The 13196-nt window shown below is 67.7% G+C and carries 14 protein-coding genes and 1 riboswitch; of the genes, 8 read left to right on the top strand and 6 right to left on the bottom strand.

Annotated elements, in window-relative coordinates:
* The first annotated feature begins 51 nt into the window (after nucleotides 1-51).
* Entirely contained in the window at nucleotides 52-426 is a 375-nt protein-coding gene (locus tag AB0I19_RS10670; RefSeq protein WP_067641309.1) for a helix-turn-helix domain-containing protein, read from the top strand.
* A gap of 19 nt (nucleotides 427-445) precedes the next feature.
* On the opposite strand, the gene AB0I19_RS10665 is transcribed toward AB0I19_RS10670, so the two are convergent.
* Nucleotides 446-1408, bottom strand: coding sequence for an oxygenase MpaB family protein (locus tag AB0I19_RS10665; protein WP_357147079.1), 963 nt, complete (start codon nucleotides 1406-1408; stop codon nucleotides 446-448).
* A 151-nt stretch (nucleotides 1409-1559) separates the two neighbouring features.
* Here AB0I19_RS10665 and AB0I19_RS10660 point away from each other — a divergent pair, with 151 nt between their 5' ends.
* Complete coding sequence (locus tag AB0I19_RS10660) at nucleotides 1560-2195, top strand: helix-turn-helix domain-containing protein (RefSeq protein WP_357147076.1); 636 nt, start codon at nucleotides 1560-1562, stop codon at nucleotides 2193-2195.
* A gap of 6 nt (nucleotides 2196-2201) precedes the next feature.
* Here AB0I19_RS10660 and AB0I19_RS10655 read toward each other — a convergent pair whose 3' ends face one another.
* The 3 genes from AB0I19_RS10655 to AB0I19_RS10645 form a co-directional block, all read right to left on the bottom strand.
* Complete coding sequence (locus AB0I19_RS10655; protein WP_067641315.1) at nucleotides 2202-3347, bottom strand: homoserine O-acetyltransferase; 1146 nt, start codon at nucleotides 3345-3347, stop codon at nucleotides 2202-2204.
* Complete coding sequence (locus AB0I19_RS10650; RefSeq protein WP_067641316.1) at nucleotides 3344-4660, bottom strand: bifunctional o-acetylhomoserine/o-acetylserine sulfhydrylase; 1317 nt, start codon at nucleotides 4658-4660, stop codon at nucleotides 3344-3346. The genes AB0I19_RS10655 and AB0I19_RS10650 overlap by 4 nt, the downstream gene beginning before the upstream one ends.
* 77 nt (nucleotides 4661-4737) lie before the next feature.
* Nucleotides 4738-4848, bottom strand: a riboswitch (SAM riboswitch).
* Nucleotides 4849-4913: 65 nt separating this feature from the next.
* A complete protein-coding gene (locus AB0I19_RS10645) occupies nucleotides 4914-5615 on the bottom strand; it encodes a TetR family transcriptional regulator (RefSeq protein WP_357147073.1) in 702 nt (233 codons plus the stop codon).
* Between the two features lie 134 nt (nucleotides 5616-5749).
* On the opposite strand from AB0I19_RS10645, the gene AB0I19_RS10640 reads away from it, so the two are divergent.
* On the top strand, nucleotides 5750-7243 hold the full coding sequence (locus AB0I19_RS10640) for an MFS transporter (RefSeq protein WP_357147070.1): 1494 nt from the start codon (nucleotides 5750-5752) through the stop codon (nucleotides 7241-7243).
* Nucleotides 7244-7529: 286 nt separating this feature from the next.
* Nucleotides 7530-8747: an NADP-dependent isocitrate dehydrogenase gene (locus AB0I19_RS10635; RefSeq protein ID WP_067641320.1), complete on the top strand. Its 1218-nt coding sequence runs from the start codon at nucleotides 7530-7532 to the stop codon at nucleotides 8745-8747.
* Between the two features lie 88 nt (nucleotides 8748-8835).
* Here the strand turns inward: AB0I19_RS10635 and AB0I19_RS10630 are convergent, their stop codons facing one another.
* On the bottom strand, nucleotides 8836-9327 hold the full coding sequence (locus AB0I19_RS10630; RefSeq protein WP_357147067.1) for a ricin-type beta-trefoil lectin domain protein: 492 nt from the start codon (nucleotides 9325-9327) through the stop codon (nucleotides 8836-8838).
* A 354-nt stretch (nucleotides 9328-9681) separates the two neighbouring features.
* Here AB0I19_RS10630 and AB0I19_RS10625 point away from each other — a divergent pair, with 354 nt between their 5' ends.
* Together AB0I19_RS10625 and AB0I19_RS10620 are read left to right on the top strand one after the other, a co-directional pair.
* Nucleotides 9682-10830, top strand: coding sequence for an MFS transporter (locus tag AB0I19_RS10625; RefSeq protein WP_357147719.1), 1149 nt, complete (start codon nucleotides 9682-9684; stop codon nucleotides 10828-10830).
* Nucleotides 10831-10984: 154 nt separating this feature from the next.
* Nucleotides 10985-11221, top strand: a complete 237-nt coding sequence (locus tag AB0I19_RS10620; protein WP_357147065.1) for a hypothetical protein — start codon at nucleotides 10985-10987, stop codon at nucleotides 11219-11221.
* Between the two features lie 49 nt (nucleotides 11222-11270).
* Here the strand turns inward: AB0I19_RS10620 and AB0I19_RS10615 are convergent, their stop codons facing one another.
* A complete protein-coding gene (locus tag AB0I19_RS10615; RefSeq protein ID WP_357147062.1) occupies nucleotides 11271-11486 on the bottom strand; it encodes a hypothetical protein in 216 nt (71 codons plus the stop codon).
* Between the two features lie 318 nt (nucleotides 11487-11804).
* Here AB0I19_RS10615 and AB0I19_RS10610 point away from each other — a divergent pair, with 318 nt between their 5' ends.
* Together AB0I19_RS10610 and AB0I19_RS10605 are read left to right on the top strand one after the other, a co-directional pair.
* The gene (locus AB0I19_RS10610; protein WP_357147059.1) at nucleotides 11805-12326 is read left to right on the top strand and encodes a hypothetical protein; all 522 of its coding nucleotides are present in this window, start codon (nucleotides 11805-11807) and stop codon (nucleotides 12324-12326) included.
* Between the two features lie 119 nt (nucleotides 12327-12445).
* Nucleotides 12446-13195 (top strand): SDR family oxidoreductase, encoded by a 750-nt coding sequence (locus tag AB0I19_RS10605; RefSeq protein WP_357147056.1) that lies wholly within the window; start codon nucleotides 12446-12448, stop codon nucleotides 13193-13195.
* Nucleotide 13196: the final 1 nt, after the last annotated feature.

Genomic DNA, 13196 nt, shown 5'->3' with positions numbered 1-13196 from the left:
GTTACATCCGATAGGGAAGTAGGCACCTGAAAGTGCGTTAAGCTCGATCAGGTGGCCACCATTCACGAACTCAGCGGACTACCGGCCGACGTGTACTCGGCGAAATGCCCGACGCGCGAGGTGCTCGACACCATCGCGGGGAAATGGACCGTGCTGATCGTCGATGCGCTCGCTGACGGCACCCTGCGCTACACCGATCTGCGCCGCCGCATCGACGGCATCTCCCAGAAGATGCTCACCCAGACCCTGCGTCAGCTGGAGACGGACGGGTTCGTCGAACGCACCGTGTATCCGACGGTGCCGCCGCGCGTCGAGTACGCCCTCACCGATCTCGGCCGCAGTCTGCGCGAACCGATCACGGCGCTGCGAGAGTGGATCGAGACGAACATCAATCGCATCGAGGACGCCAGGCGCCGCACGGCGTAGTCATCGAATTACCTGCTGATCAGGCGGTTTCGCTCACTCGCGACTCCGTCCACAGGCTCGCGTCGCCCTTGCTCCCGTAGAGCTTCCTGGCTCGCTGCGGCGTGATCGTCGCCAGTGTTTCCGGCGGCGCGGAGGCGGCGGCGTGCGCGGCCAGGATCTTTCCCGACATCGGCGCGATATACGGCGCGGCCTTGATCATGGCCCAGTTGTCGCGCCGCGCGGCGGTCCAAGCGATGACCTTCGCCGGAATCCGCATCAGCGGGTCGACCACCGGCGGAACGGCGAACCGGCCGAGCGTCCGCATCCACCGCGGCAGGCTCGGGATGCTCGCCAGCGAGAGCAGCCTGCTGCCGATCGCGAAGTGCCAGCCCTTGCTCGGCGGCGTCCACAGCAGGTAGTGCATGCCCTCGACGGCCCGCTCGGTGACACACAGTCGCGGCCGCACCCGGTCGAAATAGGCGCGGACCTCGGCGCGATCGCGCGGCACATCGGCCGGCTTGCAGGTCTGCAGCTCGGCGGCGACCGCGCACTCGGCCCAGTAGCGGTCCTCCTCGTCGGGGCTCAGCGGTCCCGGCCCGTACATCTCGTAGGCCTTGAGAACCGAATGCCAGCCGGTGATGTGGATCCACAGCTGGGAGTCGGGGCTGTTGGCGCTGTAGCGCTTGCCGCTCACCGGTTCGATGCCCGTCATCGGCGCGTGCACCCGCATCAGGTGCTCGGCGGCCTGGACGGCGGTGCGTCCGTCACCGACCGCGACCAGCAGGAAGTAGGCGAGGGTGTGGTCGAGGCGGGTGGCCGGATTGTCGTAGATGCCGTGGGAGTCGGCCACGGCGGCGGTCAGGAAGGGGTCGAAGTGTTCGAGGGTGACCGCGCGCTGGAAACCGATCAGCGCGGTCGGTGCCGCCCAGACCTTCCAGCTGGGGGAGCCCGGACCGAAGAATCCGTAGTCGTCGCGGCGCAGGGTGGTCGGATCGAAGGCCATGGCACGTGCTCCTTTGCACAGCTGGGGCGAACCTCGCAATGAATACAACGCCACCGTAGCAATTGCTCGCATCGAATACAACGGGTGCGTAGGATTTCCGCGCACGGCATGCGAGGTATCGTCGTCCGGACGGAGAGGCAGGTGAGGACCGATGACCGCCACGCGCGATCAACGACCGCGCCGCCGCTATGCCCCGCGCCTGCCGCCCGAACAACGCCGCGCGCAACTGCTCGACGCCGCGTTCACCGTGCTCGGCCGGATGGAACTGCACGAACTGAGCATGGAAGCCGTCGCGCAGGAGGCCGGTGTCGGAAAACCGGTGCTGTACACGGTGTTCAAGACCCGTGCCGAACTCGTCGAGGCCCTGCTCGAGCGGGAACGTGAGCGTGGGCTCGAGCAGATCGCCGACACCCTCCCGCAGGATCTGCTCGGAGTCGATCCGGTGGCGGCCGCCTCGGCGACGGTCGAGGCGTTCGTCGATGTGGCACTGGCGAATCCGACCCGCTGGCGACTGATTCTCGCCACCCCGGCCAGCGCGCCCGCCGAATACCGTGCCGCGCTGCGCGATTCCCGCGCCGACATCCTCGATCGGGCACAATCGCTTGTCCGCGTGGGCATCTCGCTGTCGCCACGCTGGTCGGGCATGGATGCCGAACTGCTGGCGAACTCGACGCTCACCGTCGCCGAGATGCTCGGCAGGCTGGCGGTGAGCTCCCCGCAGGAGTATCCGCGCGAACGTCTACAGGCCTACGTGCGGTCGATCGTCGCGTTGCTCACCGGGTCCTGAACGGGCTCAGCGGTTTTCGCGGGCCAATCGCATCGTTTCGGTGAGCAGTTTGGACACCGCCGCGGCCTCGGTGAGGAAGCCGTCGTGCCCGTCGCGGGAATGCACGATCTCCAAACCCGCACAGCCGGGCAGACCTTCGGCCAACTCGGCCTGAGTGTGCAAGGGGTACAGGCGGTCCGAGTCCACGCCGCCGACCACGCACGGAACCGGGGTCGAGGCCAGCGCGGCGGCCACACCACCGCGGCCGCGACCCACGTCGTGCCGGTTCATGGCCTCGCTGAGCAGCACATAGGTGGCCGGGTCGAAACGCTGGCCGAGCTTGTCGGCCTGGTGCTCGAGGTAGCTCTGCACCGCGTACCGGCCGCCCGCCCACGGGTCCTCGTCACCCTGCGCGTGATTGGCGAAACGGTGCTCGAGCTCGCCCTCGGTGCGGTAGGTGAGGTGGGCGATGCGCCGGGCCAGGCCCATGCCCGTCATCGGCGCGCGGCCGGTGCCGTGGTAGTTGCCGTCCTGCCAGTCCGGGTCGGCGGTGATGATGGCCATCTGGGTGGTCTGGGTGCCGATCTGATCGGCGGTGGCGCGTGCGCCGACGGCGAGCACCAGCGCCGCCGACACCCGCTGTGGATGCCCGATGATCCACTCGAGCACGCGCATGCCACCCATCGACCCGCCGACGACGGCACCGAGCCGCTCGATGCCGAGCAGGTCGAGCAACTGCGCCTCGGCGGTCACCTGATCGCGAATGGTGACCCAGGGAAACCGTGCGCCCCAAGGCTTTCCGTCGGGCGCGAGGGAAGACGGACCCGTGCTGCCCTTACAGCCACCGAGCACATTGGTGGCGATCACACACCACTCGTCGGTGTCGATCGGCGCGCCGGGCCCGACCATGCCCTCCCACCAGCCGGGCGCCCCGTCGGGCCCACCGACGACATGGGAGTCGCCGGTGAGCGCGTGTTCGACGAGCACCACGTTGTCGAGCGTGGGGGACAGCTCACCCCACCGTTGCACCGCCAGCCGCACATCGGGGACGACCGCGCCGTTCTCCAGCGTCACGTCCCCGATGGCGACCACGCCGAGTCGCCCGTCCGGTGGTGGCAGCAGGGCCACCCCGGTGCCGGGACGGGTGATCGGCGATTCGGTGCTCACAGTCACGTCGTCGCCGCCGCGAAACCGGCCCGCAGATCGGCCAGGATGTCGTCGATTCCCTCGATACCCACCGCGAGCCGGACCAGGCCGGGAGTGACGCCGGCGGCCAGCTGCTCCTCCGGTGTCAACTGCGAGTGCGTGGTCGACGCCGGGTGGATCACGAGAGAACGCACATCACCGATGTTAGCCACATGGCTGTGCAGGCTGAGCGCGTCCACGAACTTCTTGCCCGCGTCGACACCGCCTGCCAGCTCGAACGACACGATCGCGCCCGCACCCTTGGGCGCCAGCTGTTTGGCCCGCTCGTGCCAGGGCGAGGACTCGAGTCCCGCGTAGTGCACCGCGTCGACACCGGGCTGCGCGGCGACGAACTTCGCCACCTCGACCGCGTTGCTCACGTGCCGTTCCACCCGCAGGCTCAGCGTCTCGATGCCCTGGGCGATGAGGAAGGCGTTGAACGGTGACACCGCCGCGCCGAGGTCGCGCAGCAACTGCACGCGGGCCTTGAGCGCGAACGCCGGTGCGCCGAGATCGGCGAAGACCGCGCCGTGGTAGCTCGGATCGGGCTCGGTGAAGCCGGGGAACCGGGCGTTGCCCTCGGCGTCACGCACGGTCCAGTCGAAGGTGCCGCCGTCGACGATCACGCCCGCCACCGCGGCGCCGTGGCCGCCGAGGTACTTCGTGGCCGAGTGCACCACGATGTCGGCGCCGTGGGCGAGCGGCTGGATCAGGTACGGCGTGGCGACGGTGTTGTCGACGATCAGCGGCAGCCCGTTCTCGTGGGCGACACCGGCGATGCCGGGGATGTCGAACACCGCGCTGCTCGGGTTGGCGATGGTCTCGCCGTAGAACGCCTTGGTGTTGGGGCGGATGGCTGCCTGCCACTGCGCGAGGTCGTCGGGGTCCTCGACGAACGACACCTCGATGCCGAGCTTGGGCAGCGAGTAGTGGAAGAGGTTGTAGGTGCCGCCGTAGAGGTGCGGGCTGGACACGATGTGGTCACCGGCGCCTGCCAGATTCAGGATGGCGTAGGTCTCGGCCGCCTGGCCCGAGGCCACCAGCAGTGCCGCGACGCCGCCTTCAAGGGCGGCGACTCGCTGCTCCACCGCGTCCTGGGTGGGGTTCATGATCCGGGTGTAGATGTTGCCCGGCTCGGCGAGCCCGAACAGCGCGGCGGCGTGCTCGGTGTCGCGGAAGGTGTAGGAGGTGGTCTGGTAGATCGGCAGTGCCCGCGCGTTGGTGGTCGCGTCGGGGGCCTGGCCCGCGTGGATCTGCTTGGTCTCGAACGACCAGTTCTCGGGCAGGGCGGCGTCGGTCATGGTCAATGCTCCAGGGGTTGTGCGTCAGGGTTCAGCTGGGGCGGATCGACGGACAACAACACATGGGGGCCTCCTGAAATGCGCGCTTGCTCCCGACCTTCGGGAGCCCGGTCATCACCCGGAGCACCCCACCGCAGCTGGAGGGTTGCCGACCAGCGAGCCGGGGCTTCGCGCTGGTACTCATGACCTTGGACGACATGTTAACCGGACATCGCGCCGGTGGGGAAACTTCCCCCGCGTTTCCTGCCTCACATCACCGTGCCGCCGGTGCGGCGAAGCCTGGTGTGTCGTCGGCCGGTGCGCCGCAGACCTGCCGCAATCCGTGATAGGCGCGCAGGATCGCTTCGCGGGTGACCCGCACCGCCGCCTCCGGTGAGGTGGGCAGTACGTGCTCGGTGTCGGCGACGGCGAGGTGACACAGCGTCTGCCACGTGCCCGCGACCAGTTTCACCAGAAAGTCGTCGGGTGTGGTCCCCATCCGGCGGGCCAGTTCCTCGCACACCGCGACGTTCTTCTTCTCCGCGTATTCCAGGGCCCGCGCGTTGACCGCCTGGCTGGCCCGCATGATCCGCTGCGTCTGCAGGAACTGGTGCAGGAACCGCAGGCCGTCGGCATCGGCCTCGGACTCGACCACCTGGAGGTAGGCGCCGCACAGGGCCCGCAGTTCGTTGCCGGTATCGGGCTGGCCGCGCAGCGCGACGGCGACGGCGTGGCCGAAGTCGTCGATCGGGGCGAGCACGATGTCCTCTTTGAGCGCGAAGTACCGGTTGACGGTGCGGGGGGATACGTCGGCTCCGGCGGCGATCTGCTCGACGGTTGTCGCGTCGAAGCCCTGTGTATCGCACAGGTCGAGTCCGATCGCGACGATCGCGGCCCTGGTCTGCGCCTTCTTGCGCTCGCGCAGGCTCGGCGGAGCCGGCCGGTCGGCGGCGGTCGGAGTGGTCGAGTCGAGCATTTCGCCAGCTTAGCGTCTCCGCGCGGACGCCTGTCGCACCCTGCCAAGTGGCGCGGTCAGACAAATTTCTCTTGACGCCAATTGTCGCACGGTGCCAGGATTGGCCGACGCATGCCGAGCGATGAGGAGCCCAGGTGACCGGCACCGAACTGAAACCCGAAGATGCTGCAGCCCCGGCGAATTCGATGCGATGGTGGGCGCTCGTCGTGCTCTCCGCCGCGCAGCTGATGGTGGTGCTCGACGCCACCGTCATCACCATCGCGCTGCCGTACGCCCAGCGCGACCTCGCCATCACCGACGGCGACAAACAGTGGGCCATCACCGCCTACACGCTGATCTTCGGCGGATTGCTGCTGCTCGGCGGGCGGATGGCCGACTACCTCGGCCGCCGCCGCATCTTCCTGGTCGGCCTCGTCGGCTTCGCCGTCGCCTCGGCGCTGGCGGGCCTGGCGCAGAACACCGTGCAGTTGTTCCTCGGCCGTGGACTCCAGGGCGCGTTCGCCGCTCTGCTCGCGCCCGCGGCGCTGTCGCTGCTGTCGGTGATCTTCACCGACGTGCGCGAACGGGCCCGCGCGTTCGCCGTGTTCGCCGGGATCACCGCCGGTGGGGTGGCGTTCGGGCTGATCGTCGGCGGTGCGCTCACCGAGTTCGCGTCCTGGCGGTGGACGTTGCTGATCAACACCCCGATCGCCCTCGTCGCGGTGGCCGGTGCGCTCGCCGTGATCGCCCGCGACATCCCCGCACCACGCACCGGCGGCTACGACCTGCCAGGTGCCGTCACCGTGACTCTCGGTCTGGTCGCGATCGTCTACGGATTCAGCCGCGCCGCCGAGCACGGCTGGCTGGCGCCGAGCACGCTCGGACTGCTCGGTGCCGGTTCCGCGTTGCTCCTCGTCTTCGTCGTCATCGAGGCCCGATCGACGAATCCGCTGCTGCCCCTGCGCATTCCCGGGGAGATCAACCGCGGTGGTGCTTTGCTCACCGCGCTGCTGATCCCCATCGCGATGTTCGCCATGTTCCTGTTCCTCAGCTTCTACTACCAGAACACCCTGGGATATTCGCCGCTCGAGGCGGGCATCGCGTTCCTGCCGTTCCCGATCGGCATCGGCATCGCGGCGGGCATCACCAGTTCGCTGCTGCCCAAGTTCGGCCCGCGCCCGGTGATGGTGGTCGGCGCCCTGCTCGGCGTGATCGGGCTGGTCTGGCTGGCGCAGCTGAGCTACGGCGACGGTTACGCGCTGAGCGTGCTGCCCGCCCAGATCGTGATGGCCTTCGGCATGGGCCCGCTGTTCGTCGGTATGCAGGCCGTCGCGCTGCACCAGGTGCGCGCCGAGGATTCCGGTGTGGCCAGCGCCCTGCTCAATGCCGCCCAGCAGGTCGGCGGCGCGGTGGGCACCGCACTGCTCACCACGCTGTCGGTGCAGGCCGCCGAGCACTACATCGCCGAGCACCCAACCGTCGACCATCTCGTCGAACGCGCCTCGATCTACAGCTACGACGTCGCCTTCTACGTCGGGGCGGGATTCTTCCTCGCCGCCGCCGTCGTGATCGCCCTGATGATCAAGGACAAGCCGGAAAACCTGATCGAAGGCGACGAGCGCGCGACGGCCGCGCCGATTGTTGTCTGACCAGGGACGGGCAGGTCCGCGTGGCCCTCGCCGCGGTTACCGCCCGGTAACCGATCGAAGGCGGATGGGGTGCGGGTGCGCGGAGTAGTTTCGAGGTGTGCCGCACAGCGGGACCTCCCGTCGCGGTGAGGTCCCGGGCAGCAGTACGCTCGTCATGTTTGCACCTACACGTCCCGCAGACAACGCGGGGCATATACGTTGTCTGTTGGAACTGCTGGGGTCCGCTCACAAGCGTGTTCGCCCGGCCGTGCAATGAGGGCACCCACCGAGGAGGACACGAAGATCCATGTCCAAGATCAAGGTTGAAGGCACCGTCGTAGAACTCGACGGCGACGAGATGACCCGGATCATCTGGCAGTTCATCAAGGACAAGCTGATCCATCCCTATCTCGACGTGAATCTCGAGTACTACGACCTCGGTATCGAGTACCGCGACAAGACAGACGACCAGGTCACCATCGACGCGGCGAACGCCATCAAGCAGCACGGCGTCGGCGTGAAGTGCGCCACCATCACCCCCGACGAAGCGCGGGTGAAGGAATTCGGTCTCAAGAAGATGTGGCGCTCGCCCAACGGCACCATCCGAAACATTCTGGGTGGCACCATCTTCCGCGCGCCGATCATCATCTCCAACGTGCCGCGCCTGGTGCCCGGCTGGACCAAGCCGATCATCATCGGCCGCCACGCGTTCGGCGACCAGTACCGCGCCACCGACTTCAAGGTCTACGAGGCGGGCACCGTCACGCTGACCTTCACCCCGGAGGACGGCAGCGAGCCGATCGTGCACGAGGTCGTGAAGATGCCCGAGGACGGCGGCGTCGTCATGGGTATGTACAACTTCAAGAAGTCCATCGAGGACTTCGCGCGGGCCTCGTTCAACTACGGCCTGCAGCAGAACTACCCGGTGTACCTCTCCACGAAGAACACCATCCTCAAGGCCTACGACGGCATGTTCAAGGACACCTTCCAGGAAGTCTTCGACGCCGAGTTCAAGGCCGAGTTCGACGCCGCGGGCCTCACCTACGAGCACCGCCTCATCGACGACATGGTCGCCTCCTCCATGAAGTGGGAGGGCGGTTACGTGTGGGCCTGTAAGAACTACGACGGCGACGTGCAGTCCGACACCGTCGCCCAGGGCTTCGGTTCGCTGGGCCTGATGACCTCGGTACTGCTCACCCCGGACGGCAAGACCTGCGAGGCCGAGGCCGCGCACGGCACCGTCACCCGGCACTACCGCCAGCACCAGCAGGGCAAGCCGACCTCGACCAACCCGATCGCGTCGATCTTCGCCTGGACCCGTGGGCTCGAGCACCGCGGCAAGCTGGACAACACCCCCGAGGTGATCGGCTTCGCGCAGGCGCTCGAGGACGTCGTCATCAAGACCGTCGAAGGGGGGCAGATGACCAAGGACCTGGCGCTGCTCGTCGGCGGCGATCAGGGCTACCTGAGCACCGAGGAATTCCTCGGCGCGCTGGACGCCAACCTGGCTCGCACACTGAAGTGAACTCGTGCGGGTTCGCGAGGCGAACCCGCACAGCCGTGAAACGCTCGCATCGAACGCCTGATGCGAGCGTTTCTGTTTCAGCAGGCTCTCACCACTGCTGCTGCGCGCCGCCGTTACAGGGATATACCTGCACGCGTCCGTTCAGCGTATGGCCGTCCAGGGTCACCGCGTCCAGGCATACGCGCTGATCCAGGCCGTTGCGCAGGCTGTGGCTCGGGCCGACGACCCACTGTTGCTGCTTGCCGCCGTTGCAGGCCCATACCTGGACACGCCCTGTCAGTGTGCGCCCGTCGAGGGTCACCGCGTCCAGGCACAAGCGCTGGTCGAGGCCGTTGCGCAGACTGCCGTTGGGGCCGGGAATCCACTTCTGCTGCGCGCCGCCGTTGCACGTCCACACCTGCGCCCGGGCGCCGTTGGCGACCGTGCGCCCGTCCAGGGTCAGTGCGTCCAGGCAGAGGCCTGGGTTCAGGCCGTTCGGCATCGTGATCGCCGCGGCCGAACTCGCGGGTGCGAAGACCAGCGTCGCCACGGCGGCCACGACCGCCCCGGTGCCGAGCGAGCCGACGAGTCGCCGAGCCAACCGTCCAGGTCCTTTTCGTCCCGTGCGGCTGACCTCGCCAGTCGACGAATTCTTCATCTTGTCCCCTCCGATTTGCGTGTGTAGACCCGAATTACATTGCTGCTGTTGTAGTTTCGGTTCTGATGACAAAAATATAATGAGAGTGACCTGCGGGATCCTTAATGAAGGCTTTCGCAGGTGCGATCCGGCGTGATCGCTGATGTCGTCGTCGACCGCAGTCGTCACAGGTGGGATAACTCACGGCTGTCTCGGGATGCGGTGGGATGCTCGGGCCCGTTGCATAGAAGCGTGACTTCTTCCCTCGCGACTCCCGAACGCCTCGACGCGCCACGCACCAGCTGGCATGTCCCGGCGATGCTCGCGTTGGCGCTGGGCGGGTTCGGCATCGGGACCACCGAGTTCGTGACCATGGGCCTGCTGCCCGATATCGCCGCCGCCTTCGGCATCTCCGAGCCGTCGGCCGGGCACGCGGTGTCGGCGTATGCGCTCGGCGTGGTGGTGGGCGCGCCGTTGATCGCGGCGCTGTGCGCGCGGGTGCCGCGCAAGAAGCTGCTCATCGTGCTGATGGCCGCGTTCACCCTCGGCAACGCGGCGACAGTGCTCGCGCCGACCTTCGGGACGCTGGTGGCGGCCCGGTTCGTGTCGGGTCTGCCGCACGGTGCGTACTTCGGTGTGGCCTCCCTCGCCGCCGCGACGCTCGCGCCTGTCGGGCAGCGGGCCAAGGCGGTGGCGGCGGTGATGCTCGGGCTCAGCGTGGCGAATGTGGTCGGTGTCCCCGGCGCGACCTGGCTCGGACAGCACTTCGGCTGGCGCGACGCCTACGTCGTCGTCACCTTCATCGGCGTCGCGACCGTGGCCGCGCTGTGGCGCTATCTGCCCGCCCTGAGCGATATGAAGATCACCAACCCGATGACCGAACTCGGTGCCCTGCGCCGCCCCCAGGTGTTGCTCACCCTCGCGGTCGGCGCCATCGGCTTCGGCGGCATGTTCGCCGTGTACACCTACATCGCCACCACCATGACCGACGTCGCGGGCATGCCGATCGGTGCCGTGCCGATCGTGCTCGCCCTGTTCGGCCTCGGCATGATCGCGGGCAACATCATCGGCGGCATCCTCGCCGACCGAGGTGTCGACCGGTCGATCTTCGCCGCGATGATCGCGATGGTGGTCATTCTGGCCGGCTTCGTCCTCGCCGCCCACAACCCGATCACCGCCGCCATCGGCGCCTTCCTCGTCGGTGCCTCCGGCGCCGCCCTGGCCCCCGGCCTGCAAACCCGCCTCATGGACGTCGCCGCCGACGCCCAAACCCTCGCCGCCGCCCTCAACCACGCCGCCCTCAACATCGCCAACGCCGCGGGCGCCTGGCTCGGCGGCCTCGTCATCGCCGCAGGCCGCGGCTACACCGCCCCCGCCCTCGTCGGCGCCGTCCTCGCCGTCGCAGGCGTCGCCCTCTTCACCGTCACCGTCCTCCTGGCACGCCGCACCACCCCCAACACGCCGTAACCGATTCCGCGCGGAATACCTTGCGGCATAAGGTGCTCCGCATGCCGAGCTACCTCCACGAGGGTTTGCTCGATCTGTTCCGCACCGATGCTCTGCTGGCACCGACGTCGACGACGCGTTGACCCTCGCGGCAAGCCGACGCCTGGAGGACCTCATGAAGAACACTCCCGAGTACCGGGGTCGCATCGCCACGAAATATGTGGCGAAAGGGCGTGAGGAGGGCCGGGCCGAGCAGGCAGCACGGGCGGTGTCGACCGTGCTCACTGCGCGGGGGCTCGAATTGTCTGCCGCTCAACGCGCGCGGCTCGCCGCCTGTACTGATCTGGACCAGCTCGATGCGTGGCTGGAGCAAGCCGTCACGGCGACCAGTACGGACGAACTCTTCGGCTGAATCCCGGATCTGCCCGGGCGGAGTCGAGGCCGCCCGGGCAGGTGCGAATTCAGGCGGGGCAGACGGCGGCGGAGCCGCACTGGAGCTGGCGGAAGAGGTCGGCGAAGTCATCGAGGATGGCGCTGCCGGAGGTTGCTCCGCCCGGGGCGGGCTCGCCGGGGGCGACCACGGGGGCGAGGGGAGCCGCGGTGGCGGGGGCTGCGGTGAGGACTGCTCCGAACGCCAGTGCGGTGATGCCCGCGGCGAGCAGCTTGGTGAACGACATGGTGGATCCTGTTCGGTTCTCGATGGTGGATAGCGGTTCGCAGTCTCGCATAGTTGACCGATCAGTCTCAATAGATGTGCGACGTAAACCGTTGCGGGCATAGCTGTTTCCGGCAGAAACAGAACGATCAGTCTATTTTGTCGGCTTGTGATCGGAGGTCGGTGGCGGCAACTCCGGCGCGGAAATCGCAGGTGGGGCACGGGCGTTGGGTGCCGGGCAGGTGAGCGGACGGGTTCGCGCTGTATATGATCCACTCGCTGTGCTCGGGGGGAAGTTCTCATGGAGACCCCGCGCGTCTTTCAACAGGAGGGGTTGTCCGTGCGAAACCGAATTGCGCTGTGCGCCACCGTCGTGGCTACGGGAATGCTGCTGGCCGGATGCCAGGAAGATCTGCCGAGTGGCAAGCCCGCCCCGTCGACGTCCGCCACGACTACCGCCCAGGCGCCCGCGACGCCGAACGCCGACGGCGTGCTGAACCCGGGTGACATCGGCAAGCTCGAATCGGGTGTCGAGCTGTCGATCCTGAAGGTCGAGGCCGACGAGGTGGAGCGCGAGGGTACCGTGTCGGTGTTCACCTTCCAGCTCAACAACACGGGAAAGACCACGCTCGACAACTGGTCGCGCCCCACCCTGGTGTACGGCGCCGACGGCACCGCCGCCGAATACGTGCTGTCCCTGGACAAGAAGTACCAGTACGGCATGGAGGGCAAGCTGCCGCCCGGGTCCAAGCAGACCATCAAGATCGCCTACGCGGTCCCGGTCGACAAGCTGAACCCCGCGGTCATCACCTCCGAAGAGCTGATCTGGCGCGGCGACTTCAGCAAGTACAACAAGGGCTGAGAAACCTCCGCCGACCGGATCGATGTGGCCATCCGGTCGGCGTCGCGCCCCCACACTGGCTAGCGTGGGTGGATGGAATCGCACTACGAAGCACCGCGACGTTCGACCGGGGCGCTGTCATGAGCCGCGGGACCGTGCTCATCACCGGCGCCAGCTCGGGCCTCGGCGCGGAGATGGCAAGGCAGTTCGCGGCGCTCGGGTACGACCTGGGCCTGTGCGCCCGCCGCACCGAGCGCCTCGAAGAGCTGCGTGTGGAAGTCCTCGAGAAACACCCTGACCGGGTGGTTTCGGTGAAGCAGCTCGATGTCGCCGACGACTCTGCCGTGTTCGCCGTCTTCGACGAATTCGCCGAGGAGTTCGGCGTTATCGATCGGGTGATCGTGAATGCGGGTCTCGGCAAAGGCGCACCGTTGGGCACCGGCAAGCACGCGGCCAACCGCGAGACCGCGGTGGTGAATTTCCTTGCCGCACTGGCGCAGACCGAGGCCGCGATGAAGATCTTCCGCGCGCAAGGACGCGGTCACCTGGTCATGATCTCCTCGATCTCGGGGCTGCGTGGCATGCCCAAGACTCTCACCACCTATGCCGCCACCAAGGCAGGCGTCGCCGCGTTGGCCGAGGGTCTGCGCACCGAAGCCGTTCCGGGCGTGGATGTATCGGTGGTCTACCCGGGTTACATCCGCTCGGAGATGAACGACCGCATCAAACACGAGCCGAAGTTCATGGTGGACACCGAAACCGGCGTACGCGCCATGGTCGCCGCCATCGAGAAACGTCGCGCCAAGGCGTACGTTCCCAGCTGGCCGTGGCTGCCCCTCGGTTACGCCCTGCGCGTCCTGCCGTCGACGGTCGTGCGCAGACTCATGTGAG

The organism is Nocardia sp. NPDC050413, from assembly GCF_040655475.1.
Classification (GTDB): Bacteria; Actinomycetota; Actinomycetes; order Mycobacteriales; family Mycobacteriaceae; genus Nocardia; species Nocardia coubleae.
The sequence above is the reverse complement of the archived record's forward strand: the minus strand, read 5'-3'. Positions and strand labels throughout refer to the sequence as shown.